Genomic DNA, 26,207 nt, shown 5'->3' with positions numbered 1-26,207 from the left:
ACCGGATCAGTTTCGGTACAGTGTTTTAATCAGGTGGTAGCCGAATTTGGTTTTGATGGGTCCATGCACTTTCAGCAGCGGGCGTTTGAACACAACGTCGTCAAAGGGTTTTACCATATCACCACGGTGAAACTCACCCAGATCACCCCCACGCTTGCCTGAAGGGCAGATGGAATAACGTTTGGCCAGGGCGTCAAACTTTTTGCCGCGCTTCAACTGGTCCAGAATATCCAGTGCTTCTTTCTCTGTTTTTACCAGTATGTGCAGTGCCGCTGCTGTGGCCATGGTGTCTCTCGCTGATCGGGTTTCAATTGAATCGAATGATTTTATCAAGAAACGAGGTGCGGCGGCGCGGCGAATGGCAGGAAATGGGTATACATTATGATTAGCTGGTCAGTAGCTCACTTGCAGGCTAGGCAGTTTAGCTGCCTCGAAGGAGCGACAGGCTTTAACTCAAGCCTTGAAAGGATAGCTTCCCAAGGAGTGTTCCATGCAAGAACTGATGAACAAGCTCGACATTAACCAATATCTGCCAGCCGCGCTGGATTGGTTGATGAATATTCTGCTGGCGCTGGTGATTCTTATTATCGGCATCTGGATAGCCGGCAAGGCCTACAAGGCGGTCGTCCGCATCGCAACCAAGCATGAGCAGCTGGACGATACGCTGTTTCGCTTTTTTGGCAGCCTTGTGCGCTACACCATACTCGCCTTTGTCGGCATCGCCGTACTCAACCGGTTTGGTGTCCAGACGGCCTCTATCATCGCGTTACTGGGCGCAGCAGGTCTGGCTGTGGGCCTGGCATTGCAGGGCACGTTGACCAACCTGGCCGCAGGCGTAATGCTGTTGATCTTCCGCCCCTACAAGATCAATGACTTTGTCGATATCGCCGGTAACTTTGGCAAGGTACTAGAAATCGACATGTTCACCACCATTCTGCAAACCTTTGATAACCAGCAGATCATCATTCCCAATGCCAAAATCTGGGGTGAGCAGATCGTCAACCACTCCCATCATGCGGTGCGCGGTGTCGATATGACCTTTGGTATCGCCTATGGCGAGAGCATCGACAGTGCGCGGGAGGTAATTCAAAACGTTCTGGCTAACCATCCATTGGTACTTAAGGACCCGGCTCCCTTCATTGAAATCGAAACCCTGAATAACAGCTCCGTGGATTTCCTGGTGCGTCCTTACTGTGCCGGCGAGCACTATTTCCAGGTGCGCTATTCAGTCCCTGAACAGATTAAGAAAGCCCTGGATGACGCCAATATCGAAATCCCGTTCCCGCACCGCAAAGTGATTGTCGTGAACGAGAGCGGCTAAACCTGAGAAAGCATGACCATGGCAAGCCAGTAAACGCTGATCTTGCCATGGTCGCCCTCTTTCAGTATTTAACCGTAGCAATAAGAGTCGACAGGAGAATGCAGCCAGCTCCCAGCAACTGGACAGTTGTAAGAGTCTCACCCAGCCAGGCGAACGCAAAGAGGGCACCAAAAGCAGGTTCCGATCCGGTCAAAAGTGCGACCCTTGAGGGAGATGTACGCTTAAGACCATAGTTCTGAGCGAAGAGTGCATATAGCGTGCAGCAGAACGTAAGATACAACGCTGCCAGCCAGAACTCTGATTCCAGCGGTAACAGCTGTGATACAGGCTGGTCACTCATTGCAAAGATGCAGAGTGCGCCCAGCATGACGACCCAGGCCTGGGTACTGGTCGTTGCCAACGGAGAAAGGGATTTACCTAGCATCAAACGATTGGTCATCACGACGAGAACGGCACGCAGTAACGCCGCCAATAGCATCAGGTAATCCCCTGTGTTCATGTGCCAGCTACCTGAGCCCTCGGCTATATCGGTTTGAGTCAGTAGTGCTACGCCCAAAAACGAGAGCATCACGAGGCAAAGCAACCTGGTGCCGGGCCAGCGGCGCTCGACCAAACCCTGTACCAAAGGTGTGATCAGCACACAGAGACTGATCAAAAACGCTGCGCGAGTAGCTGAGGTAAGGAACACACCCCAGGTTTCCGCCAGGAAAATACACAAGAGCACAGCTCCCATGGGGAGCGCACGAATGCAGTCCCGCCCATAACCTGCTCTGATTTCCCTGATATGAAATGGCAACAACACCAGTGCCGTGAGGCCAAAACGAATGACTATAAATGCGATGGCACCGGTAAATAGCAGTGCCTCTTTGGTTACGGCGTAGCTGGTGCCCCAGAAAGCCGCTACCAACAACAATGACAGTTCAGGTAATGGCAGTCGGATACGGAGTTGTTGGCCAGAATAAAGCCGAGAAGGTATGAGCATTGCCTTGTTACACCCCTAGTACCTATGGAATGCGGGCATACTAACTTCATATCACTTGGGCAATAATAGGGTATTAAGTCAAATAACTTGTGATTCATAAGCATTAATTATGGATATCTCCAAACTGATACCGCTGTTACCCGATATGGCCGCCTTTGTGGCCGTGGTCGAAACCGGCAGCTTCACCAATGCTGCAGAAAAGATGGGCATTACCCCGTCCGCTGTCAGCCGACAGGTTGCCCGTCTTGAAGCGTCACTGGCGGCTCAACTTATTGAGCGCACTACTCGCCGCCAGTCGACAACCGCTGTCGGGATGGCGGTCTACGAGCAGTGCCGGAATATGCTGGATAATGCTTCTGAAGCCTTGCGCGTTTCCGAAAGCGATACCTCAATACCCAGAGGGCGTTTGAAAATTGCCATCCCCAAGGCGCTGGCAAAACAAGTATTGGAACCGCACCTGCTCGCTTTTGGCAAAGCCTATCCCGAAATTTCCCTTCACCTTATGGTGACCGATCAACGAATGGATCCGGCGCGGCAGGATGTTGATATTGTCTTTCATGTTTCTGCTGAGCCACTAGAACACCTGGTTAGCAAACGGTTGGGTTCAGTCAGATCAATTCTGTGTGCCAGCCCGGACTACCTGGATAGGCGGGGAAGACCATCAATGCCTGCCGACCTTTTAAACCATGACTGTATTCCCCTTGGGCTGAATCAGGGTGATAACCACTGGAAGCTGACAAGGGCAACACAACAGGTGACGCTTGCGGTGACGGGGCGCTATACCAATAACCATTCTGAAATGAGGCTAAGGGCGGTAAAGGAAGGGTTTGGCATCGGCATCTTCCCTGACTTTGTTGTACATGAAGCACTGGCGGAAGGTCTGGTCGAGCAAGTGCTACCTGGTTGGCATGTGCATAGCGACTTTCAGGGTGAAGTCCATATGCAATTCCAGCCAATGCGCTTTATGCCCGCCAAAATGCGAGCATTTATAGATTTCATGAAACGCTTGGGTGATTTAACCGTTGCGATCGATCAGCCGCGGCTCTGAATTATGACTCTGAGGTTGATACAACCCTTGGCTTGGGCCAAAACCACATCTGCAGCTGGTATGCCAACAGTCCAGCAACCAGCCCCCAAAAAGCACTGCCAATGCCCATCAGGCTGACACCTGAGGCGGTAATCAGGAAGGTAATCAACGCAGCTTCACGTCCTGTTTCCTCAGACAGGCTTGCTGAAAGGCTGTTGCCAATGGTTCCCAGCAAGGCCAATCCTGCGATTGCCATGATCAGTTCAGACGGAAAAGCGGCAAACAAGGCTGCGACCGTGGCGCCAAACAACCCTGTCAAAAGGTAAAAGAAACCGGCCCAGACAGATGCCCAGTAGCGTTTATCGGGATCAGCACCGGCTTCTTTCCCCATACAAATAGCGGCGGTTATGGCGGCCAGGTTAAACGCAAAACCACCGAATGGAGCCAAAATCATGCCGGTCAGGCCTGTCCCTGCAATGAGGGGAGATGCGGGCATCTGGTAACCGTTCGCACGCATGACAGCAATGCCAGGAACATTTTGTGATGCCATGGTGACGATAAACAAGGGGATGCCGACCCCGATCAAGGCCGGCAGAGAGAACTCGGGAGTTACCCAGACGGGAGATGAGAGCTGCCAGCTAACCGACCCCAGTTGCAAATCACCCTGCGCATAAGCCACCGCACAGCCCACGGCTAACACCGCTGGAATCACATAGCGGGGGATCAGGTGTCGGGCCAGTAGATAGCTCAACAACATCAGGCCTACCAGTAATAGCTCGGTTTCCAGTACATCAAATAGCTTTAACCCGAACTGCAGCAACACACCTGCCAGCATGGCAGATGCAAGAGGTTGGGGCACCAGCCGCATGACAGTGTCGAACAGCCCGGTCACGCCACAGATCAGTAATAACCCGGAGCAAAAGATAAAAATGCCGATCGATTCAGCCAGTGAATATCCCGATAAGCCCGTTACCAGAAGGGCTGCACCCGGAGTCGACCAGGCGGTTAATACTGGCGCGCGATAGTAGAGCGAAAGCCCGATACTGGTCACGGCCATCCCGATACCCAGCGCCCACAGCCAGGAATTTATCTCGGCAGGGCCTGCACCCGCAGCTTCCGCGGCCTGAAAGATAATGACCGCTGAGCTTGTATACCCTACAAGCACGGCAACGAAACCTGCTGAAATATGTGAAAGGCTCAGTAATGCCTTCATGAAACACTCTCCCGCCTGCGTAAACTAATCCCGCATTGGATATGCTCAACCCCAGGCGCTTGACCCGGCCAAATCCCATTCGTACGCTATAGCGCACAAAACGAAGGGTACACCTGTGCGTTATAACGCACAATCCCGCGACTAACTATTCAGTGGTAACCATCAATGCAGCCGATCGACCAGTTCCTGTCTCATCGCCTTAAAACCCTTCGCAAGGAAAAGGGCTGGAGCCTGGACAAAACTTCGAAGGAAACGGGGGTCAGCAAGGCCATGCTCGGACAGATCGAGCGCAGTGAATCAAGCCCCACACTGGCTACGCTTTGGAAGATCGCCAGTGGATTCAATACCTCGCTTTCAGCTTTTATTGAGAGCAATCAGGATGTTTCTACAGGCAATGAAATACGCGAAGCTGATCAGTTACGTCACAAGCCTTCTATTGATGAAATGCTGGTCGCGCCACTGTTTCCGTATGATCAGCAATACGGATTCGAACTTTTTGAACTGACATTAATGCCCGGGTACGAACGCTTATCCGACCCGCATGTGAAGGGCGTGACCGAACATGTCATCGTGATCAGGGGTGAGATGGAGTTGCTTATTGAAGGGAAATGGCAACCGATGAAGCAGGGGGAAGCCATTCGCTTTGCAGCCGACAAGGAACATGGCTATCGAAATCTGTCAGACCAGCCGGCTGTGTTTCATAACCTGATTTATTATGCAGAATCTTAAAATGCCGAGTTTGGCTGTTTAAGAAACTCATTTTCTTCCTCGGTCGACTGGCGTCCCAGAATTTTATTCCTGTGAGGGTAACGGCCAAACCGGTCAATGATCATTTTGTGTTTATGCTCGAAATCCAGATTGTTTTTAATACCTAAGGCTTCATAAAGCTTCACGGCCTCTACATGGATCAATTTTGACTCGCTGTGCATAAACGGCATATATAGAAAAGAGCACTGAATATCAGACAATTCTTTCTCAAACCCTTTTGAGATCGCAAATTGCGCTAAAGCCAGTGCCATAGGGTCAGAAGCGAAGGCTTCAGGTGTGTCACGGTAGATATTGCGTGAAAACTGATCAAGGATGATAACCTCAGCGAGGCTACCAAAAGCTGTATCTCGCCACGTAAAAAGCTCGCCTGACTTGGCTTGACGATGAAGAGCGTCAAAACGCTTCTGAATCATGGAATCAAGGCCTTCATCCTTCTGCCACCACTGTTTTGGCTCAAGTTCATTAAACCAAAAGTCCAGGACTTCATTATATCTTTGGGCTGTCATTTCCGACCTCAAGTGATAGAGATTACGATGCAGCAATAATCTGCATGAACCTTTGGGTGTCTGCAAAACAGGTAAAAAGTGTATTACACAACTTCATGATCTACTGATATTGGACCAGATTTCCGAGTGTTGCCAACAGATGCCTGTATTTGAAACTGTTGCCACAGTGTCTTCAGCACAGAGGTAGAACATATCAGGCTGGGTCGTCCCAAAAAAAGCCCTGCAACCACTGCAGGGCTTTGCCAAGCTCAAAGGTAGATTTTCACTTACACAGCAGTGCTATCAAACTCTTCTAATGGGCCGAAGAATTCAAAACGGATGTGTTCAGCCGGAACATTGAGAGATTTCAGGTCGCGGTAGCAGTTCTGCATAAAGGCTTTAGGGCCCAGGAAGTACACGTCTGGTGCTTTCTCCAGCGGCAGCAGGGCTTCCAGGCGCGAGCGGTCGATGAACCCGGTGGCTACGTCCTGATCATCTGCCAGCGGTTCGCTGTAGCAGTAGCTGGTATGCAGATTTGTGTATTCCTTGTTGAGTTGGTCGACGACACCCTTGAATGCATGGGTGGTGCTATTGAGGGCACCATGGACAAAGTGAACCTCGCGGCCGCTATCCAGTGCGGGGCGCAGCATGCTGATGGTCGGGGTCAGGCCGACGCCGCCGGACAGCAGTACCAGCGGGCGGTTGGTGTCTTGCAGCACAAAGTCACCACAGGGTGGGGTGAGCTTTACGGTGTCACCGGGGTTCAGGTGGTCGTGCAGGTAATTGGATACCAGGCCTTGAGGTTCGCGTTTTACGCTGATGCGGTAATAGGGCTTGTCGGGGCTGTCAGACAGGGAGTAATTACGACGCGTTGTTGCGCCGTTAATGTCCAGAATGATGGTTGTGAACTGGCCGGGTTTGAAATCGGCTACCGGCTCACCATCAGTGGGTACAAAGTAGAATGATGTGATCACGTCACTTTCGCGTTCTTTACCCATCAGGCGGAATTCACGTTCGCCTCGCCACCCGCCAGATTTGGCTTCATTCTCCTGATAAACACTTTCTTCCGCGGCGATGAGGATATCCGCCAGTTGCTGGTAGGCCTCACCCCAGGCGTTAAGGACTTCATCCGTTGCAACGTCGCCGAAAACTTCCTTGATGGCCGCCAGCAGGCATTCACCGACGATCGGGTAATGGTCCGGCAGGATGTTCAAGGACGCGTGTTTTTGCACGATCAGTGATACTGCATCACCCAGTAGTTCCAGCCTGTCCAGGTTGCTGGCATAGGCGACAACGGCATTGGCCAGTGCCTGGCGTTGAGTACCCTGAACCTGGTGGGCCTGGTTGAAATAGGCCTTCACTTCCGGGTAGCGGCTGAACATCAATGGATAGAACACTTCAGTGATGGCGCGTGCATTCTCTTTAACAGCTGGCAGGGTGGCATCGATGATGGCGCGGGTTTCGCTGGACAGCATAGCTTTCTCCTTATGTGACGGCCCTAACAGGCTGTTAAGGGCCGACGATGTTTGCTGCCATCTATGCGGGAACTGTGCCAATCTCTATAACATTGATATTATATACATCTTAAAGGCTTTTCATGTCATTTTGACTGGTAGGCCATATTGTTAAATTGACACTGGCATTGTCTAAATGACTACTTCAGGTATTTCAGAATCGATGATATCGGTCGTTTCTGACTTGTCACGGCATATTCCACCCCGCAAGCGCTATCAGCAGTTGCTGGAAAGGATACAGCACCACTTTCCCTGTGATGCGGTTGCGCTTCTGCGCTTGCGGGATTCTGTGCTTTACCCGCTGGCAACTTCCGGTTTGTCAGATGACACCCTGGGCAGAACCTTTCGTGTGGAGGACCATCCGCGGCTGTCCAGAATCCTGCTCAGCCGAGACCCGGTTCGCTTTCCGTCTGACTCGGCACTACCGGACCCTTATGACGGTCTGGTCAACGGGCCTGAAACCGCGTTGCATGTGCACGACTGCATGGGCGTTGCGCTATTTGTCGATGAACAGCCGTGGGGGCTGCTAACACTGGATGCGCTAAATCCGAAGGCATTTAATCAACTGGACTTGGAGTCGCTGCGAGTGTTTGTCCGTTTGGCAGAAGCATCCATTCGGGTAGCTGAGTTGATCCAGTCTCTGGAACATCAGGTCAAGAAGGAGCATGAGGTTGCCAGGGTACTGTCACAGGACAGCGGGTACAGCGAGATAATGGGGGAAAGCAGTGCTATTCAGGCACTGGTTAAAGAGCTGGATCTGGTTGCAGCTTCAGACCTCTCTGTCCTCGTTAGCGGTGAAACCGGGGTCGGGAAAGAGCTGGTTGCCCGGCACCTTCACGCGGGCTCTGCTCGCGCTGACGCGCCATTGGTGTATGTGAACTGTGCAGCATTGCCGGAAAACCTGATTGAAAGTGAGCTGTTTGGACATACCAGGGGGGCATTTTCGGGAGCGACGGGCGCGCGCAAGGGCAAGTTTGAGCTTGCTGACGGGGGCACACTTTTTCTGGATGAGATAGGTGAGCTGCCATTGGCCATGCAACCCAAGCTGCTGCGCGCCTTGCAAACCGGAGAAGTTCAGCGGCTGGGCAGTGATCATTACCACTGTGCGGATGTACGCGTGATTGCGGCGACAAACCGTAACCTGAAAGAGGAAATACTGGCTGGGCGTTTTCGTGCGGATCTGTATCACCGACTCAGCGTTTATCCTGTTACTGTCCCGCCTCTGCGAGAAAGGGGACGGGATGTACTTCTGCTGGCCGGTCATTTCCTTGAGTTGAATCGCCGTAAATTGGGGCTTGGTTCACTAAGGTTATCCAAACACGCGTGTAGAGCACTGACCGGGTATGACTGGCCGGGCAATGTGCGTGAGTTGGAGCACTTGATCAGCAGGGCAGTTTTGCGATTGTCTGCTACCCGCAAGCCGTCCGGAAGGGTGCTGACACTGGATGCGGCACTACTGGAACTGCCGGTTGATCCGACGCATTTCAGTGCATCAGAAAGCGCACCTTTCCAATGTAATGAGCACCCACAATTCACTGAAACCTTAAGTTTACGCGAAGCAACGGACCGTTTTCAGGCCGATATGATTGTTCAGTCCTTGCGGATGCACGCATTCAATAGAACAGCTACCGCCCGAGCACTGGGGGTTGATCCGGGTAACTTTAACCGTCTTTTAAAGCGGCTGGAGATAAATGTAGAGGAGTTGAAACTGAATGCCTGAGCGTAAAGAATCAATGATCACCCAATTGCTGAGCATTGGTGAGAATACTACCAGCCATGTCGAAAAGCTGATTTCCGGGTTGGGCGCAATGCTGAGCCTGCTCAGTGTGTACTATGTTTCACACCTGTACTTGGGAGAACAAAGCGGTGCGTTAATGGTTGCCTCCATGGGAGCAACTGCAGTGTTGTTGTTCGCTGTCCCTCATGGTGCCTTGTCTCAGCCCTGGGCTGTATTGGCAGGGCATCTGATTTCGGGAACGATAGGAGTCGCCTGTCAGCAACTATTGCCAGATAACCCCTTAACGCCTGCTCTGGCGGTCGGGTTGGCAGTGGCAGCCATGCACTATTGTCGGTGTATTCATCCACCTGGCGGTGCCACGGCATTAACGGCCGTCATTGGAGGCGATGCCGTTCATGCGCTTGGGTTTACCTACCTGCTGACGCCCGTCCTGATCAACCTGATGTGTATGCTGAGTGTTGCCTGTCTCTTCAATGGACTTTTTCCCTGGCGACGTTACCCGGCGGTGCTATCGGTGCGACCGGTGACAAAACAAACCCAGGGCAAGAACAAGCAGAGCAGTATGCTCAGCCATGAAGACCTGGCGGCTGCGATGGAACAGGTAAATTCCTATGTTGATGTGACCTCGGAAGAGTTGGCCGAGCTGTTTGACCTGGCCGTAGAGCATGCCACCAGATCGGCGCAGAAGGACTTTGAAATCAGTGTCGGCTGCTACTACAGCAACGGACTATTGGGCGATCGTTGGGCGGTGCGTGAGGTGCTGGATGGCCCTGATGTGATTCGCTCTGCCCGCGATTGTCTGGTGTATAAAACCGTGGCGGGTGCTGGCAGTTACGAGACGGGGAGTTGTACCCTCGCAGAGTTCCTGGAATGGGCCGGATTCCCGGTGGAATTTTCGAACGAGCGCTGGGTTCGCAGCCATTAAAAGAATGCCCATGCGTGGCATGGTAGATTCCTCCGGTCGTCATTCCGTCTAGAATACGGAGCGAATATTCCTTTTAGCCAATCAGGAAGCTGATATGAACGTCATGATTGATCTTTGTGTAGTCCCCGTTGGGGTTGGCGTCTCGGTATCCGAGTATGTAACGGCCTGCCAGCGTGTGCTGGAGGATGCGGGGCTTGAGCACCAGATGCATGCCTATGGCACCAACATTCAGGGCGATTGGGACGAAGTAATGGCGGCAGTAAAGCGTTGCCATGAAGTCGTGCATGAAATGGGCGCCCCGCGCATCACCTCATCCATGCGACTGGGAACCCGGACTGACAGGGATCAGAGCATGCAGGACAAGATCGATAGCGTTGAAACCAAGTTGGCTGCCCATTAAGGCCAAATCGCCAAACAATAAAGTAACCGCTTGCATATGAAAGGGGCCAAAGCGGCCCCGTAATGCAAGCTGAGCCTTTAGCAGGCTTCAGCCAACACTGCTTCCTGGGCTTTCTTGTGCCGCTGAAACAGTATTACCAGGACCAGGCCCGCTGCAGAGGTAGCGGCACCCGCCAGTGCTACGCTGGGTAGCCCCAGACCAAGATGGATAACGGCACCACCTAATGCTGCACCTGTGGCATTGCCCAGGTTGAACGCGGCAATATTCATGGACGATGCCAAGTTTGGCGCATCTTCGGCTTCCGAGATGACCAGGGCCTGCAAGGGTGGAACCACCGCGAAGCTGGTAATACCCCAGGCGAAAATAAGCGGAGGAATAATCCAGGTGACCTGCATGGTAGCGGCGAATACCGTCAGCAGAACCATTGTTGTCAGCATGGAGAGCACCAAAGTACCTGTCAGGTTGCGGTCGGCATAGCGGCCCGATAGCAGGTTGCCCACGGCTAGACCGAGGCCATACAGCACCAGCATTGCCGTCACGAACAGAGGGCCAACACCGGCTTCATCCTGCAGAATGGGCGCTATGTAACTGAAAACCGTAAACATCGAGCTGGAGCCGACAACCGTCAGCAGCAGGGCAAATAAAACGGACCCCTTGCCCAATACTCGCACTTCATTGGCCAGGCTGGCTTGTTCTTGTACCGCCAGTTTCGGCAGGGACACACGCAGGGCAATCAGTGTTACCAGCCCCAGAGCGGTCATGCCCATAAATGCGGTGCGCCAGCCGATGGTTTCAGCGATATAGGTCGCCAGCGGAACACCGCCGATATTGGCAATGGTGAGGCCTGAAAACATGGCTGCCACTGCGCCAGCACGTTTCTCGGGTGGCACCAGTTGAGTTGCAACGACTGACCCCACGCCAAAAAACACGCCATGGTTGAATGAAGTCAGCACCCGACCGAACAGCAGGGCGCTGTAGCTATCGGAAAGCGCAGAGATCAGGTTGCCAAGCGTAAAGATGCTCATGGCCAACAGGAGCAGGCTGCGGCGTGACATATTGGCAAAGCCAAGTGTCATGATTGGCGCGCCCACCACAACACCAAAAGCATAGGCACTGATCAGCATGCCGGCAGTCGGAATGCTGACCTCCAGGTCGCCGGCTATGACAGACAACATGCCCATAGGTGAAAATTCAGTAACCCCGATTCCGAACGCTCCCAGTGCAAGAGCCAGCAGGGGCAGGTTTGATTTCATGTGTACTCCAGTGGATTGGTTGTTCCTGTGCGGAATGTACACAAGCCCTTGGCGTTGAAAAACAGGTGTTAAGGTCACTCAGCTTTGAATTAAAATCACAAATAGATCCGTGCAATCACCAGCGGTCATGATCAAGCTGTTACACAGGTGCCTGCTTTCCGCAGCACCGGAAAAGGGGGGCTTAAAATGGAAAGCAGACGTGCGGATCGCACCACCGAGATGGAAACCTTTCTGGCGGTCGCCTGTGCCGGTTCTTTGAGCGGCGCAGCACGAGAGCTGGGGCTTACGCCATCGGCAGTGAGCCGTTTAGTAACACGCATAGAGCAACGACTGGGTGTTAGGCTTGTTGTCAGAACGACGCGCAACCTGAGGCTGACCCGTGAAGGCGAAGACTACGCACTGGCGGCCCGCCGGATACTCCCCGATCTTAACCAGACTGAAACCGCATTGGCCGACCGTGCCAGGCCCAAGGGTGTGGTGCGCATCAGTGCCGGTCTGGCTCACGGGCGTTTGTCGATTGTGCCATTGATACCCGCGTTTCTGTCACGTTATCCCGATATCAATGTGGATCTGCAGCTCAGCGATGAAATTGCTGATGTCGAAGCAGGGCACGTTGATGTTGCTATTCGCTTTGGTCCTCTCCCCGACAGTCTGCTGAGTGCGCGTCGTCTCGGTGAAACGGGGCGGTCCGTGGTGGCATCCCCGGAATACCTGAAAACACACGGCTATCCGGAAACGCCGGAACAGTTGAACCGGTTTAACTGCATGGACTTCAGTTTCAAGCGTATTGAACCGGGTTGGCCATTTCTGGTGAACGGGGAGCGTCTCATGCTGCCCGTTAGCGGGAATGTGCAAGCGAACAATGGCGAAACACTGGTACAGCTGGCACTGGCGGGTATGGGAATTACACGAATGGGCAATTTCCATATCGATGCCGAGCTCGCTTCTGGGCGACTGGTGACTCTGCTGGATGAGTTCAATCCTGGCGATACCGAGGCGATCCACGCGGTTTTTATCGGCGGAACCAATATGCCAGCACGGGTACGTGTGTTTATCGATTACCTGGTAGAGAAATTCGATGCCTAAAGGCCCTGCTTTATGCCGGCATCTTGTTAGTGTCAGGGCATATAGAGGTCGCCATAAAAGCCATGTGTCTGCAGGACTACCGTAACAGGTGTATCGCCCTTGTTTTCCCAATACCAGCCATGCGTGCCTTCAAAGGGTGCGGTAAAGGCACCGCTGGACTGCTGCGTATCATCGCCCAGCCAGAAGCTGGTAAAGGCACCACCGGAGTTGGGTCTTTCACCATGCATATCAAAGGATACCCTGCCGCCTTCGACCTGCCAGGTGAACACAAAATGGTTGCCGGGCATCATTCGGGATTTTATCTCGGCGCCCTGGCCCGGCATTAGAGGAATTTTGAGAGTATCAGATCGAAGCTCTGTTGCTGCTTTCAACAGATTTTCAGACTCAACATCACTTGCCTGAACGTTGTTGGCAGCTGGTTCGGTAGATAGCTCGGCTGCTGTTACTGGAGTCGCTTCATTCAGCTGCATCAGTCCAAGTGCCTTACCCAGACCGGTCGGATCAATTCCATATTCGGCAGGCAGCACCGTCGTTACCAATAAAAGGGCGGCAATGCAGATGGAACCCAGAGTCGCTTTAAGCAGTTGACCGCAGGACGGTGCCGAAACAGGGTTGTTATGAAGGCTGTCAGTCATGTTGCACGCTCCTTTTATCGAGTGAGCCAATAACCACTTAGCTGGTAGCCCATAAGCAAAAAGCCCGATGTCATCAGGCTGACATTGGCCGCAACGGCGTGACGCGAAAAAGCAGGATATTGTCGCCACAGGTTCATCAGAATCAGAATGCCGGCCAGAGCCAGTAGCTGGCCTATCTCGACGCCGACATTGAACGCGAGGATATTAGGCACCAGACCATCGGGTGACAGGCTGAAGTCCTGCAATTTGGTCGCCAGGCCAAAGCCATGGAAGAAACCGAAAATGAGCACGGCTGCCCTGGTATCGGGCTGGAACCCGAACCAGCGTGGGTAGGCGCCCAGGTTATCAAGTGCCTTGTACACTACGGAAAAGCCGATAATGGCATCGACCAGGTAGGGGCTGATTTCGGTACCGCTGAGTACTCCGTAAAGCAGGGTAGTGCTATGCCCAATGGCAAACAGTGTGACGTAAAGGCCTACATCCTTCATGCGGTGCAAAAAGAAAATAACGCCAAGCAGAAACAACAGGTGGTCGTAGCCTGTGACCATATGTTTGGCGCCCAGATACATGAACGGGATCAGGTGCTGACCACTGACATTTTCAATGAAAGACGCATCGCCCTCCGCCACACCGTGTGCCCATGCACTGCCGGGGATCAACGCAGCCAAAGCACCCAAGCTGAGGAAAAGACTAAACATTACCAGACAGCTAGAGCATGCGAGTGCCCGGCTAAGACTTTCAAATTGGGAGGGTGTTCGCATATAGCCTGTACCTGCACGTTCATCGAGTCTACAGAGGCTAGCGCGTCAAATTCCGAGGCAACAGGCTACTTCGGAGCCATTTATTTCAGACTTCCGGCTGTAAAATTCTTCCTGTGGCCCTAAAAAATAAAACCCGCGCCTGAATGCTTTCGTAAGGCGCGGGTGAAAGTGTAAAACGATCAGTGCAATTTAGCCTTCGGCGTGCAGTACATTCTCGATTGCCTGCTCCACGCGCTGACCTTGCTTGCGGCCAATGGTGTGAGCCAGAGAGGCTGCAATATCATGCAACTGCGCTTCAGTCACACCCACGTTGGTTGCCATGCGAATATGGGCCGCCAGTTGAGGCTCGGCACCATCCAGGCTGGCCAAAGCAGCGACGGTGATGAGCTCGCGGTGTTCATAGTCGAAGATACCGCGTGCAAAGATGTCACCAAACAGGTGGCTCTGCAGGTAAGTATTCATGACCGGTGCAAAATCGAACAGAGGTCCGGATACCGGGCGACCCACCAGTTCAGTCTGTACCTGTTCGCCAATCACCAGGCTGGACTCTCCTTCAGGGATTGAAGAGGGCTGAGGGCCGACAGGATCATTGATACCGTTTGCTTTGCGCTCTTCAACCAGTGTCATCAGGTTTGCCATGGCATTAAGTGCACGCGGAAAGCCGGTGTAGCCATAGAGGTGAACATGAATTTCACGGATTTCGTTCACCGTCAGGCCTGCATCCAGGCCGTCAGCCATGGCCACTTTCAATGATGCCATATCACCGCTGGCAGCAAAGGCTGCAATGGGCACAATGGCTTGTTGCTGCGCATTCAGCGCTTTGAACGTCGGGCCGGTATCGGTATTACCAGCCGCGTACTGCGCATCGGTTACTTTCTCTTTCCAGACAACATTCTCACCATCCTTGCTGCCGGTAACCACCAGGTGCGTCATGGATGCGTGAGGTGTGGCGCCGTGCCAGTGATCTTCACCCGGCGGACACCAGACGGTCTCACCTTCGGTGAATTTGATCACTTTGCCATCACGGGTGCCAGTAAGAGCGGTGCCGCTGGTAACAACCATGTGCTGGCCAGCCGGGTGAGAGTGCCAGGCTGTTCGTGCGCCAGGCTCAAAGGTTACGTATGCGCCGGAAAAGTTGGTATCTTCGTTTTCGGGAAAGAGAATATCGACACTGACATTGCCGGTAAACAGGTTGTCAGGGCCTTCAAAAGAGCTTTGAGATCCATGCGGATAATGCGTCTGAGCCGAATGAGCATGGTCGTCAGCATGAGCACCGTAGCTGGCGAGACAGCCTGTCAGTGCCAGTGCAGCGGTGTTAAAGCGTCCAGTCTTGAGTGTCATCATAATCTCCCTGGCGTTTCCAATGGATAAACCGTTTAAGAACCTGATTGAATTCATTCAAACAAAGTGGCGCTGGTTGCCTGTAACACGATTCAACGTGTTTCTTGCCTAATCCTCAGAAGCCGGCGGCGAGCTGCCCGCCGCCGGAGGTCTTACACCAGTGCAGCGGTGAAGAAGTTGTCCAGCTTGTTGAAAGGAATCACGTCAGTGCGGTCATAGAGATCGACATGGTTTGAACCTGGCACGATATAGAGCTCTTTGGGCTCCGCAGCATCCGCGAACACATCTTCGCTGTAGAAACGGGAGTGTGCCTCTTCACCCATGATTAACAGCACCGGGCGCGGCGCAATCCATGACAGCTTGTCCAGCAGCGGGAAGTTCATGAATGACAGCGCTGAGGTTTGCGTAAACTGTGTGATTGAGTTCGGGTGATAACCACGCGGGCGGGAATAGAACTCACCGAACTCGCAACCGATGGCGTGGGTGTCTTCGTCAATCTGCAGTGGTGAGCCGCGCTCGCTCAGTTCCGGGCGACCACTCTCGAACTCGGCCCAGCGCTGTGCTGCCAGTGCATCAAGGGCCTGATTACGGGCATCTTCATCCAAAGTGCCGGCAAACCCTTCGGCATGGAGCTTGGAAATGTCGTACATGCTGACAGTTGCAACCGCCTTGATACGCTTGTCTACCTGTGCAGCGCTCAGGCCAAAGCTGCCGGAGCCGCAAATACCGATAACACCGATGCGGTTACGGTCAACGCCAGCCTGGGTGCCCAGAAAATCAACACCGGCATGAAAATCTTCGACAAATATTTCCGGGGATGACAAATGTCGAGGCTGACCCGTTGAGTCACCGTTGTAGGACGGGTCGAACGTAAGCGCCACATATCCGCGCTGGGCCAGTTCGTTGGCATAAATGCCTGGGCCCTGTTCCTTAACACCACCGTAGGGAGCGCCGATCAGCAGAGCGGGATAGGATGCATCGGCGTCGAAATCCGCTGGCAGGTATAGATCTGCAGCCAGGGTAATGCCGAAGCGGTTCTTGTAGCTGACGGGTTTGCGGATGACGTTATCGCTGAGTGAGAAAATGTAGTTACCCATTAAGTGCCTCCAGGTGCTTGGAGGTGGTCCACACAAGTAATTGGGGCCACCCCGGTTTATTACGCTGGCAGCTAAATGTGTGTCGCGATCTTTCAGGCAAAGAAGCCTGATTGCCAGCTGGTGATTGGCATTTTGGGAGAGCTGAGTTGGCTGGCGGTATAATGATTCCGCAAGGTTATTGCCTGATCCTGCAAATAGCTGGATAACCCTTCGACAGCTACGCGCGCGCGAGCTAAGGTCTGCCTATATCCTATCTGGAGACTGCTATGGCCACACAATACCCGCCTTCACACCCAACCCTTGAAATGCTTCATGGGCAATTGGCAGCCATGATTGATCACTGGACAGCTGATCAGGAAGATGTGGAAACATCCATTTCCAGCTTGTTCCTGTTTCGGCGTGAGACCATGACCGAGCCTTGTGAATGCGTCGTCGAACCCAGTATTGTGCTAGTGGCCTCGGGCGTTAAACAGCTTATTATCGGTGATCATGCTTACCGTTATGATCCCAGCCATTTCCTTTTGACCTCACTGGACCTCCCCGCGCGTTCGCAGGTGCTGGAAGCCTCGCCGGAGCAACCGTCGATGGGCCTGGTGTTTAACCTTGATCTGAACATTATTGCGGAATTGATTTCCCATCATCGGCTATCGCCTCCGCAGGAGAAATTAAGCGAGGAGGGGGCGTATATCGGCCAGCTGACACCTGATCTGCTGGAGCCATTCAATCGCTTACTGGCGCTGATGAATCGGCCTGAAGATATCCCGGTTATCGCTCCCTTGATCAAACGTGAAATTCACTACCGTTTATTGAAAAGCGACCTGGCGGCACGGCTATGGAAAATCGTATCGGCGGGTAGCCAAAGTCAGCGGATTTCACGTGCCATTGACTGGTTAAAGAATCACTACAACCAGCCTCTGCGTATTGATGAATTGGCAGCGCATGTGCAGATGAGCTCATCCAGCCTGCACCATAACTTCAGGCAATTAACGGCCAAAAGCCCGCTGCAATATCAAAAGTGGCTGAGACTGACAGAAGCCAGGCGACTGATGGTGAATGATGGTCTGGATGCAGCCAAAGCCGCCTTTCAAGTCGGTTATGAAAGCCCATCTCAGTTCAGCCGCGAATACAGCCGCGCTTTTGGTGCGCCACCAAAGCGTGATGTGGAAGCCTTACGCAAGCGCACTGATCAGATAGCTAATACGGGTAGCTGAGACAAAAGCTGAATGGTCCGCAGTGCATTCCCTTGCTGCGGCCCATTCAAAACGCTGGAGTTGGTAAGAGGTCGGGCAATACTTGGCCCAATACCTGCCTTTATTCGACTGTAATCGTCACTACTTCAGACATAACCGGTGGATGGTGTGGCGCATGGGCCATATCCCCCAGGATCAACTGAAGGGTGTGCTTGCCGGGTGGCAAGGTCAGGGTTGTTTCGGTTTGTCCGCCACCAAAATGCATGACCTCGTCACCCATTGCCTTGCCCGCCATGGGCATCTGCTTACCATCAATCATCAGATGGTGATGGCCAGTGTTGGCCTTGTCTGTGCCGGCCGGTGCTACACCCATGCCCATCAAGCCAAACTGTACATGGAACGTCTGCGGCACTGTTGCTCCATCAGCAGGTGAAATGATGTAGGCCTTGGCGTCGGCAGGCGCTGGGTTGGCTGACTCTTGAGCAATGACGCCTTGTGAAAAAAGAGCTGCCAGAACGGACGCCATTAGATGTCTCATCATAGATGCACTCCTTGCCTGGAAGTTGGGGGCACAGGGATGTGTTGTTGGATTTGCTCCAGTACATCATCAAGGGTAGTTGAGATTTACAAAGTTGATGCCATATCTTGAAGAACTGGCGATGCCATTTGGCCGTCAACCTTCATGTTACACAGCACGCAGCCGCAGGTTGTTGTCTGATCAGAAAGGAGTTCGTAATGTCCGATCAAACTTATACGCCACCGACGGTCTGGAAATGGGAACAACCCAGTGGCGGACAGTTTGCCAGTATTAACCGCCCAATATCCGGAGCCACCCATGAAGCGCCCCTGAAGGTGGGTAAGCATCCTTTGCAGCTTTATTCTCTGGCGACACCCAACGGCGTCAAAGTGACCATAATGCTGGAAGAGCTGTTGGCGCTGGGACACAAGGGAGCTGAGTACGATGCCTACCTGATCAAAATTTCCGAAGGGGACCAGTTCGGCAGCGGCTTTGTGTCTGCCAATCCCAACTCAAAAATTCCGGCCATGGTTGACCAGAGCGTGCAACCACCGCTGCGGATTTTTGAGTCAGGTTCAATTTTGCTCTACCTGGCGGAAAAGTTTGATGCGTTTTTGCCCAGCGAGCTGAGTGCACGTACCGAGGTCATGAACTGGTTATTCTGGCAAATGGGCAGTGCGCCTTTCCTGGGCGGTGGTTTTGGCCACTTCTATGCCTATGCGCCGGAAAAATTCGAATACCCGATTGACCGCTATACCATGGAGGTGAAACGACAGCTGGATGTACTGGATAAACAGTTGGCCGAGAATACCTACATAGCGGGAGATGAATACACTATTGCCGACATGGCTATCTGGCCCTGGTATGGCGCACTGGTACTTGGCCGCCTTTATAACGCGGCCGAGTTCCTGGATGTGGAGAGTTACACCCATGTTATGCGTTGGGCAAAGCAGATTAATGAACGCCCGGCTGTGAAGCGCGGGCGCAAGGTCAATCGCAACTGGGGAGCCCCCGAGGACCAGCTACCCGAACGTCATGATGCCAGTGACTTGGACGCTCTGGGCCAATAAACCGGTCAGGGCTGCGGTGGAAGACTGCAGCCCTCTTTGCAACGTGATTTGAAGCGTCTGCTGGCAAACTTGAGATAGGCCCAATTTAACAAGCTCTCCAGGCGCAAGGTTCGAATCACCATAGCCAGCTGCCGGTAGTAGGGGAGCTCCTGCCATATCGCCATAAAAGCGTTTACCCCTTTAAGGACTTGGCCGTCTTGCCCGATGGCGTGGATGACACGCATGGCATCAAGTTTGTCCAGGTTCCACGGTTCCAGGCGGGTCGCGGGATCAAACAGATCTTGCCAGTCCACTCGCTGCTCGCTGTCGAGGCGCTGGTAATGAGCGATCTCACGTCGACAAAGCGGGCACTGCCCATCGAAAAAGAGTATAGGTTTGTTCGGCATGGTTCCTCCGTTAACACATTGCCTTTACGTCGTTCCTTCCGATACGGATTATTGAGATTAACCTTTAATCATGCAGGGTTTCTACCCAGTTGGGCAGATCAACCTTGGCCAGGTGCTGGCGAGCGGTGTCCAGCAGCGCCGCCGCTGCAGGCGATAGTGCACGTCCCTTGCGGGTAATGACGCAGATTTCGCGCTCAACCACGGGGTCATGCAGCGGAACGAAAGCGACACCCGCGAACGAGTGGGTATCGGCGGCCAGGGCCGGCAGCAGGGAGACGCCAAGCCCCTTGCTGATCAAGGCGGCCATTCCCGCCGGGTTGGAGACCTCAATCTGAACATGATCAAGCTGGACGGGGATATGGCCGCTTTGACTGAAACGCTGAAGCTGCGCGCGTATGCCGGTATCTTCTGACAACAGTAACAGATCGTCGTCCGGTAATTGCTGCCAGCTCAGCAGCCGCATCCGGGCCAGCGGATGGTCCGCAGGCAGTACCAGACCATAACGGTCACTCAGCAGGGGGCTGTAACTCAGCTCTGGCTGCTGCGAATGGTTGCCGGCAATGGCAAAATCGACTTCATTATTCAATACCCGCTGCTCAAGACTGCCGGCGCTTTCATCCCGGATATCGACTTGAATGGACGGGTACTGGCGGCGAAACTCCACCAGGGCGCCGGGTATCAGGCGAGTCACAACAGAAGGGGAGCCGGCCATGCTCACTTTCCCCTGCTGCAATTCCGCTCGCGCACGCAGATCGTCCAGTGCCGCATTGAAATCCGACACCAGGCGCTCGGCCACCGGCATGAAGTGTTCACCTTCTGCACTGAGCACTACGCGGCGGGTTGTGCGATCAAACAGCGTTAAACCTGCATCCTGCTCAAGCTGTTTAATGGTGGCCGTGAGTGCCGATTGGGTCAGGTGCAAATGCTCGGCGGCACGAGTGAAGCTGCCGCTGCGTGCCACCTCTATGAATGCCTGAACATGGCGGATACTGATGTTGCTCATTATTAATCTCTAAAAATGATTAATTAATAGAATTTAATCATTTGAATGATAAATCAGGATTTTGCATCATTACCCGCAATTGAACAATTGCCGATTGATGTGCCAGCCAGATACCCGCGCCTGATGGCTTGAGGGTACAGCCAGCAGGCAGTGGAGAATGACATGATCCCTCGTATCGACCAGATCGATGACACCCAGAGCCTTTACCTGGACTTTATCGAAACGCTTAAGCAAAAAGGCTTCAAGGGTGATCTCAACCCGGACTATGCCAACCGTACGGTTCTCGCCACCGATAACAGTATCTATCAGGTACTGCCTCAGGGTGTGCTCTACCCGAAAAATACCGATGATCTGATGATGATCGCGGCTATGGCCAATGAACCACGCTTCAAAAACCTGGTACTCAGCGCCCGTGGTGGCGGTACAGGTACAAACGGTCAGTCGCTTACCGATGGCCTGATTGTCGATGTGTCCAAACACATGAACCGCATTCTGGAGATCAATCCGGATGAGCGCTGGGTACGCGTGCAGGGCGGGGTAGTCAAAGATCAGTTGAACGCGGCGCTCAAGCCCTATGGCCTGTTCTTCGCACCTGAGCTGTCGACCAGCAACCGCGCCACTGTCGGCGGTATGATCAACACCGATGCCAGTGGTCAGGGCTCAGTGCTCTACGGCAAAACACGTGACCATGTGTTGGGTCTGACCAGTGTCTGGCTGGATGGCACCTTGTGGGAGTCCGGCCCCATTGATGACGAGACGCTGGAAGAGCACAAGCAGCGCACGGACCGTGTCGGTGAAGTCCACCGTCTGCTGGATGATATTCAACGCAGCAAACAGGATGAAATTGCTGCTTGTTTTCCCAAGCTCAATCGCTGCCTGACAGGGTACGACCTGGCACACATCCGTGATGAGTCCGGCCGCTTTAACCTGAACTCCATTCTCTGCGGTGCAGAAGGCTCCCTGGCGTTTATTGCCGAAGCCAAACTGAATGTACTGCCCATTCCCAAGTATGCCGCCCTGGTCAACATCAAGTACGACAGCTTCGAAACATCGCTGCGTGATGCCAAGGCGCTGATGGAGTGGCAGCCGACGTCTGTCGAAACGATTGATTCCAAGGTTCTGAACCTGGCCATGGGGGATATCGTCTGGGATACAGTCCGTGACTACTTCCCGGAAAAAGAAGGTGACCCGGCAATTCAGGGTATCAATCTGGTGGAATACACCGGTGATGATGAAGCCGAGTTGCGTGCCAAGGTAGAAAAACTCTGCCAGCACCTGGAAAGCGTCAACGGCGAAGCCGGCAAGAGCTTCGGTTACACAGTGGTTTATGGTGCGGCCGAGATCAACAAGGTCTGGGGCATGCGCAAGAAGGCTGTAGGTCTTCTGGGCAATGCTCAGGGTCAGAAACGTCCTATCCCCTTTGTTGAAGACACCGCAGTCCCGCCTGAGAACCTGGCTGACTTCATCATGGCGTTCCGCAAGGTGCTGGATGACCGCGGCCTGGCCTATGGCATGTTTGGCCATGTGGATGCAGGTGTATTGCATGTGCGTCCGGCCATCGATATGAAAGACCCCGAGCAGGAAACGCTGATTCGTGAAGTTACCGATGAAGTTGTGCGCCTGACGCAGGAATACAAGGGCTTGCTGTGGGGTGAGCATGGCAAGGGCGTGCGCTCTGAATATGCCCCCGAGTTTTTCGGACCGCTGTACCCGGTACTGCAGCAGATCAAGGGCTGCTTCGATCCGCGCAACCAGCTTAACCCCGGCAAGATCGCAACGCCCATGATTGAAGGCGCTGAACTGCTGAAGATCGACCAGGTGGCCACCCGTGGGCAGTACGACCGCCAAATCAGTGAGCCGGTGCGTGATCAATACGATTCGGCCATGAACTGTAACGGCAACGGCGCCTGCTACAACTACGATCCGAATGACGCCATGTGCCCAAGCTGGAAAGGGACTCGTGAGCGTATCCATTCTCCGAAAGGCCGTGCATCCCTGATTCGTGAATGGCTGCGCCTGATGGCTAATCGTGGGGTGGACGTCACCGCTGAAGCGGAACAGATTCGTCAGCGTGGCTTTATTCGCAACCTGCCCAAGCGCATCCGCAACACCCTTGGCAAGAACAAGGGTGAATACGACTTCTCCAATGAAGTACACGAAGCGATGATGGGCTGTCTGGCCTGTAAGTCCTGTGTTGGTCAGTGCCCGATCAAGGTAAACGTGCCCGATTTCCGTGCCCGTTTCCTGGAGGTCTACTACGGACGTTACCTGCGCCCGATGAAAGACTACATGGTTGGTAGCCTGGAATACATGATTCCGACGCTTTCCAGGTTCCCGGCACCTTATAACTGGGCCATGCGCAATACACTGGTGCGCAGCTTTATGCGACGCGTGGGTGGCATGGTTGATAGCCCAGTTATCTGCACCAACAGCCTCAAGCAGGGGCTGGATGAGCGCGGTATCGAGCTGGCGACCCCGGATGTGATCGAAGGACTGACCGATGCCCAGCGTGAACGGACCGTTGTACTGGTACAGGATGCCTTCACCAGCTACTTCGAAACCCGGCTGGTAATGGACGTGATCGATCTGCTTAGTCGTTTGGGCTTCTATGTGCTGGTGGCGCCTTTCATGCCAAACGGCAAGCCACTGCATGTGCACGGCTTCATGAGTGCCTTCGACAAGGCTGCAAAGCGCAATGCACAGATGCTGCAGCAAATTGCCGATGAAGACCTGCCCTTGGTCGGTATCGATCCGTCCATGACGCTGACCTATCGTCAGGAGTACAAGGATGTGATTGAGGGTGAATTGCCGCCGGTACAGCTGATCCAGGAGTGGCTCAGCACTCAGACCGAGCGTTTCCAAAGCCGTGAAGTGGGAGGCAGCAAACAGGTATTCCGCCTTATGGCACACTGCACCGAGAAAACCTCTGCAGCACCATCCTTGCGCCAGTGGCAGAACATCTTTGCCGCGCTGGGCCAGGAGCTGGAAGTGGTTTCAACCGGGTGCTGTGGCATGAGCGGCACCTTTGGCCATGAGAGTGACAACCTGCAGCGCTCCAAGGATATCTACGAGCTGAGCTGGCGTGGCATTGTAAACCAGCCCGAAAACAAGGGGCGCCTGGTCGCGACGGGATACTCATGTCGCTCGCAGGTAAAACGTTTTGACGACAAACAGTTACCGCATCCTGCTCAAGCGCTTTTGGACGTGCTTAAAGCCTCTTGATGTGGGTAATAACTGCGTAAATGCCGGGTACTTAAGTTGTAGTGCAAATGCAGCATGAATCAGCCATGATGCCCGGCTGACAACATCATTTTTAGCGAGGAGCGTCCGATGCAAGATCTGCTGCCCGATCTCTGTGACCATTTCGAAGAGCTGGTTCAGGTTGTTGAACCCATGTTTGCCAACTTCGGTGGCCGTGAAACCTTCGGTGGTGAAATCGTCACTATCAAGGCATTCGAAGACAACTCTCTGGTACGTGAGCAGGTTGCTCAGCCGGGCGAGGGCAAGGTGCTGGTTGTTGATGGCGGTGGCTCTCTGCGTCGTGCCATGCTGGGCGACATGCTCGCTGAGAAAGCCGAAAAGAACGGTTGGGAAGGCATCATCATTTACGGTTGCATCCGTGATGTGAACGCCATCGGTGCGCTGGAGAACCTGGGGGTTCAGGCACTGGCAACGCATCCGATGAAAACCGAGAAACTGGGCGTGGGTCAGCTGAATGTACCGGTCACCTTCGGTGGTGTTACCTTCCGCCCGGGTGAGTTCGTCTATGCCGACAATAACGGTGTGCTGGTTGCGCCTCGCAAGCTGGAACTGCCGGAAGACTGATATCTGTTTTCCACTCGGGGTTGGCCGTCCGGTTGACCCCTACTATTTTTCAACATCCTGCCTGTTTACTTAAAGCCAAGTATAGCTTTCGTCTCTAATTGCCTGATATCGAAGATATAAAAATAAAGTACAAAAAATAAGCAATTTTTCGGGCGAAAATTTTTCAGCTCTGTCTATACTTAGGTCAACAGCGCACCGAGGACGTACGCTGGCTCGGTCAGCCGAGCACATAGGGACGTTACTGCACGCATCTGGTACCCCTTCGCCCGATGCGTGCCTTTCTTTTGTCTGCAGTTTAAGAATCTAAGCTAACTGATTGAACTTCCTGTGTAAGCGATAAGCGTGTACTTATTCGTACATCGCTTGCATGGCATCTTTGGTCCACTTCAGACTGTGTCGGTAGGCCGCTTCATACAGCGAGATATCAAAGTCGCTTGGCAACAAGTCCCAGTCACCATTCTCGTAAGCCAGTACCTGATTCAACAAGATACCCATGGGGCCTTCGCCTTTTGCCAGGGCTGCCTTGGTGTCTTCACCCAATGGCAGCTGCTCGAGCAGGGTGGCCTGATCAATATCCAGCATGGCATGCAGGCCAGACATCATGCCCACCATGAAAAAGCTGGACGGGTTCGGCATCTTCTGGGTTTCCGCGATCATTTCGCACATGTGGCCACGGGTCAGCAGGATACGGGTCAGCTCTTCAGGCTTGTCACTGTTGGCTGACATGGCAATCAGGCTGGCCCATTTGCGGACCTGCTCCATGCCCAGCAGCACCACAGCTTCGGCAACCGATTCAACCTGACGGACCAGAGAATAGGCGGCAGAGTTGACGATACGCAGCAGCTTGTAGGTGAGGATCGGGTCGCGGATGATCAGGTATTCAAGCTTTTCCGGCGTGGTATTGGGCTTCTGCAGCTCCTGGATCAACTGCATCATGGCGATCTGGTTGGCGTTGACGTTACGGCCTTTCACCGCCTTGGGCTTACTCAGGAAGCTGCCCTGAAACAGCTTGTAGCCGCTCTCGATACAGCTTTCCAGAGTGTCGAACTGGCTGATATTGCTGGCCATCAAAGTGGTTTTGTAAGGCGCAAGTTGTCCGGCCAGTTCCACCAGCTGTTCGGTGGTTTTGTCGGCTACATCGACCTTAACGATCTTCGCCAGTTTCAGCGCAGTGTCAAAATCAGGGCTGAATTCAAAGTCGGTCAGCGCAAAACGATAGCCATCCTTCACCATCTGGTGGATCGCCTTGAGCAGTTCCATGTTCTTGGGCTCGGTCAGGCGAATGCACAGTACAATCTGTTTCGCTGGCAATGCCGGAACGCTACCCTCGAGGATCATGCGCGGGCTGACCTGGATAAAGGCCGGTACGCGTTTGACCTCACCCTGGTCCGAGATGCTGGTATAGGCATGCAGCAGCAGCTCGGAGCTGGACTCAGCTTCAGGGTTGGCTAGAGCCATGGCATCAAGATGGTGATCGGCGCCGTACAGCACCTCATAGGCAATGACACGTTGCTGGTGGTCAAAGATGGGCTGGCGCGCCAGCATCGCCTGGCTTTGCTCAGAAGAGGCTTCCATTCGTATCCTCGAATTGATCGACATGGATGGGTTAACACACCAATTTTAACACTTAGGTATGGTTGAATCACTCTGGGCGCTATAATAACGCCCCG

At 53.5% G+C, this 26,207-nt stretch carries 25 protein-coding genes; 11 read left to right on the top strand and 14 right to left on the bottom strand.

The window, feature by feature from the left end; translation table 11 throughout:
- Nucleotides 1–6: 6 nt before the first annotated feature.
- Nucleotides 7–285, bottom strand: a complete 279-nt coding sequence (gene ppiC, locus BW956_RS08905) for a peptidylprolyl isomerase PpiC (protein WP_076462452.1) — start codon at nucleotides 283–285, stop codon at nucleotides 7–9.
- Nucleotides 286–490: 205 nt separating this feature from the next.
- On the opposite strand from ppiC, the gene BW956_RS08900 reads away from it, so the two are divergent.
- Entirely contained in the window at nucleotides 491–1,321 is an 831-nt protein-coding gene (locus tag BW956_RS08900) for a mechanosensitive ion channel family protein (protein ID WP_076462451.1), read from the top strand.
- Nucleotides 1,322–1,382: 61 nt separating this feature from the next.
- Here the strand turns inward: BW956_RS08900 and BW956_RS08895 are convergent, their stop codons facing one another.
- The gene (locus tag BW956_RS08895; RefSeq protein WP_076462450.1) at nucleotides 1,383–2,303 is read right to left on the bottom strand and encodes a DMT family transporter; all 921 of its coding nucleotides are present in this window, start codon (nucleotides 2,301–2,303) and stop codon (nucleotides 1,383–1,385) included.
- 109 nt (nucleotides 2,304–2,412) lie between these two features.
- Between BW956_RS08895 and BW956_RS08890 the strand changes: the two genes are divergently transcribed.
- A complete protein-coding gene (locus tag BW956_RS08890) occupies nucleotides 2,413–3,351 on the top strand; it encodes a LysR family transcriptional regulator (protein WP_076462449.1) in 939 nt (312 codons plus the stop codon).
- 1 nt (nucleotide 3,352) lies between these two features.
- Here the strand turns inward: BW956_RS08890 and BW956_RS08885 are convergent, their stop codons facing one another.
- Entirely contained in the window at nucleotides 3,353–4,543 is a 1,191-nt protein-coding gene (locus BW956_RS08885) for a benzoate/H(+) symporter BenE family transporter (RefSeq protein WP_076462448.1), read from the bottom strand.
- A 165-nt stretch (nucleotides 4,544–4,708) separates the two neighbouring features.
- Between BW956_RS08885 and BW956_RS08880 the strand changes: the two genes are divergently transcribed.
- Complete coding sequence (locus BW956_RS08880) at nucleotides 4,709–5,272, top strand: helix-turn-helix domain-containing protein (RefSeq protein ID WP_076462447.1); 564 nt, start codon at nucleotides 4,709–4,711, stop codon at nucleotides 5,270–5,272.
- Here the strand turns inward: BW956_RS08880 and BW956_RS08875 are convergent.
- On the bottom strand, nucleotides 5,269–5,817 hold the full coding sequence (locus tag BW956_RS08875; RefSeq protein ID WP_076462446.1) for a DUF924 family protein: 549 nt from the start codon (nucleotides 5,815–5,817) through the stop codon (nucleotides 5,269–5,271). The two genes, BW956_RS08880 and BW956_RS08875, sit on opposite strands and share 4 nt — an antisense overlap.
- A gap of 266 nt (nucleotides 5,818–6,083) precedes the next feature.
- Complete coding sequence (hmpA, locus tag BW956_RS08870) at nucleotides 6,084–7,271, bottom strand: NO-inducible flavohemoprotein (RefSeq protein WP_076462445.1); 1,188 nt, start codon at nucleotides 7,269–7,271, stop codon at nucleotides 6,084–6,086.
- A 175-nt stretch (nucleotides 7,272–7,446) separates the two neighbouring features.
- Between hmpA and norR the strand changes: the two genes are divergently transcribed.
- The 3 genes from norR to BW956_RS08855 all read left to right on the top strand — a co-directional run bounded on the left by norR (nucleotide 7,447) and on the right by BW956_RS08855 (nucleotide 10,373).
- Entirely contained in the window at nucleotides 7,447–9,030 is a 1,584-nt protein-coding gene (gene norR, locus BW956_RS08865; RefSeq protein ID WP_076462444.1) for a nitric oxide reductase transcriptional regulator NorR, read from the top strand.
- Nucleotides 9,023–9,973 carry an HPP family protein gene (locus tag BW956_RS08860; RefSeq protein WP_076462443.1) on the top strand — a complete coding sequence of 317 codons (951 nt, stop codon included), beginning with the start codon at nucleotides 9,023–9,025 and terminating at the stop codon, nucleotides 9,971–9,973. Before norR ends, BW956_RS08860 begins: the two co-directional genes overlap by 8 nt.
- A gap of 94 nt (nucleotides 9,974–10,067) precedes the next feature.
- Nucleotides 10,068–10,373 (top strand): MTH1187 family thiamine-binding protein, encoded by a 306-nt coding sequence (locus BW956_RS08855; protein ID WP_010324012.1) that lies wholly within the window; start codon nucleotides 10,068–10,070, stop codon nucleotides 10,371–10,373.
- A gap of 77 nt (nucleotides 10,374–10,450) precedes the next feature.
- Here BW956_RS08855 and BW956_RS08850 read toward each other — a convergent pair whose 3' ends face one another.
- Nucleotides 10,451–11,626, bottom strand: a complete 1,176-nt coding sequence (locus BW956_RS08850; RefSeq protein WP_076462442.1) for an MFS transporter — start codon at nucleotides 11,624–11,626, stop codon at nucleotides 10,451–10,453.
- Between the two features lie 186 nt (nucleotides 11,627–11,812).
- On the opposite strand from BW956_RS08850, the gene BW956_RS08845 reads away from it, so the two are divergent.
- Nucleotides 11,813–12,712 (top strand): LysR family transcriptional regulator, encoded by a 900-nt coding sequence (locus BW956_RS08845; RefSeq protein ID WP_076462441.1) that lies wholly within the window; start codon nucleotides 11,813–11,815, stop codon nucleotides 12,710–12,712.
- Between the two features lie 32 nt (nucleotides 12,713–12,744).
- Here BW956_RS08845 and BW956_RS08840 read toward each other — a convergent pair whose 3' ends face one another.
- From BW956_RS08840 to BW956_RS08825, 4 genes are all read right to left on the bottom strand, one after another.
- A complete protein-coding gene (locus tag BW956_RS08840) occupies nucleotides 12,745–13,347 on the bottom strand; it encodes a hypothetical protein (protein WP_076462440.1) in 603 nt (200 codons plus the stop codon).
- A 14-nt stretch (nucleotides 13,348–13,361) separates the two neighbouring features.
- Nucleotides 13,362–14,045, bottom strand: a complete 684-nt coding sequence (locus BW956_RS08835) for a HupE/UreJ family protein (RefSeq protein WP_175611985.1) — start codon at nucleotides 14,043–14,045, stop codon at nucleotides 13,362–13,364.
- A gap of 252 nt (nucleotides 14,046–14,297) precedes the next feature.
- Nucleotides 14,298–15,449 (bottom strand): (R)-mandelonitrile lyase, encoded by a 1,152-nt coding sequence (locus BW956_RS22225; RefSeq protein ID WP_076462438.1) that lies wholly within the window; start codon nucleotides 15,447–15,449, stop codon nucleotides 14,298–14,300.
- Between the two features lie 152 nt (nucleotides 15,450–15,601).
- On the bottom strand, nucleotides 15,602–16,546 hold the full coding sequence (locus BW956_RS08825) for an alpha/beta hydrolase (protein ID WP_076462437.1): 945 nt from the start codon (nucleotides 16,544–16,546) through the stop codon (nucleotides 15,602–15,604).
- Nucleotides 16,547–16,812: 266 nt separating this feature from the next.
- On the opposite strand from BW956_RS08825, the gene BW956_RS08820 reads away from it, so the two are divergent.
- A complete protein-coding gene (locus tag BW956_RS08820; protein WP_139327153.1) occupies nucleotides 16,813–17,757 on the top strand; it encodes an AraC family transcriptional regulator in 945 nt (314 codons plus the stop codon).
- 100 nt (nucleotides 17,758–17,857) lie between these two features.
- Here the strand turns inward: BW956_RS08820 and BW956_RS08815 are convergent, their stop codons facing one another.
- The gene (locus BW956_RS08815) at nucleotides 17,858–18,277 is read right to left on the bottom strand and encodes a DUF4399 domain-containing protein (RefSeq protein ID WP_076462435.1); all 420 of its coding nucleotides are present in this window, start codon (nucleotides 18,275–18,277) and stop codon (nucleotides 17,858–17,860) included.
- 194 nt (nucleotides 18,278–18,471) lie between these two features.
- On the opposite strand from BW956_RS08815, the gene yghU reads away from it, so the two are divergent.
- On the top strand, nucleotides 18,472–19,323 hold the full coding sequence (yghU, locus tag BW956_RS08810; protein ID WP_076462434.1) for a glutathione-dependent disulfide-bond oxidoreductase: 852 nt from the start codon (nucleotides 18,472–18,474) through the stop codon (nucleotides 19,321–19,323).
- Between the two features lie 5 nt (nucleotides 19,324–19,328).
- On the opposite strand, the gene BW956_RS08805 is transcribed toward yghU, so the two are convergent.
- Together BW956_RS08805 and BW956_RS08800 are read right to left on the bottom strand one after the other, a co-directional pair.
- On the bottom strand, nucleotides 19,329–19,709 hold the full coding sequence (locus BW956_RS08805; protein WP_076462433.1) for a thiol-disulfide oxidoreductase DCC family protein: 381 nt from the start codon (nucleotides 19,707–19,709) through the stop codon (nucleotides 19,329–19,331).
- 64 nt (nucleotides 19,710–19,773) lie between these two features.
- On the bottom strand, nucleotides 19,774–20,712 hold the full coding sequence (locus tag BW956_RS08800) for a LysR family transcriptional regulator (protein WP_083702994.1): 939 nt from the start codon (nucleotides 20,710–20,712) through the stop codon (nucleotides 19,774–19,776).
- A 162-nt stretch (nucleotides 20,713–20,874) separates the two neighbouring features.
- Here BW956_RS08800 and ydiJ point away from each other — a divergent pair, with 162 nt between their 5' ends.
- Entirely contained in the window at nucleotides 20,875–23,934 is a 3,060-nt protein-coding gene (ydiJ, locus tag BW956_RS08795; protein WP_076462431.1) for a D-2-hydroxyglutarate dehydrogenase YdiJ, read from the top strand.
- 108 nt (nucleotides 23,935–24,042) lie between these two features.
- Nucleotides 24,043–24,537, top strand: coding sequence for a ribonuclease E activity regulator RraA (gene rraA, locus BW956_RS08790; protein ID WP_076462430.1), 495 nt, complete (start codon nucleotides 24,043–24,045; stop codon nucleotides 24,535–24,537).
- Between the two features lie 348 nt (nucleotides 24,538–24,885).
- On the opposite strand, the gene BW956_RS08785 is transcribed toward rraA, so the two are convergent.
- Nucleotides 24,886–26,112, bottom strand: coding sequence for an EAL and HDOD domain-containing protein (locus tag BW956_RS08785; protein ID WP_076462429.1), 1,227 nt, complete (start codon nucleotides 26,110–26,112; stop codon nucleotides 24,886–24,888).
- Nucleotides 26,113–26,207: the final 95 nt, after the last annotated feature.

The sequence above is a fragment of the Marinobacterium stanieri genome (assembly GCF_900155945.1).
Lineage (GTDB): Bacteria > Pseudomonadota > Gammaproteobacteria > Pseudomonadales > Balneatricaceae > Marinobacterium > Marinobacterium stanieri.
The sequence above is the reverse complement of the archived record's forward strand: the minus strand, read 5'-3'. Positions and strand labels throughout refer to the sequence as shown.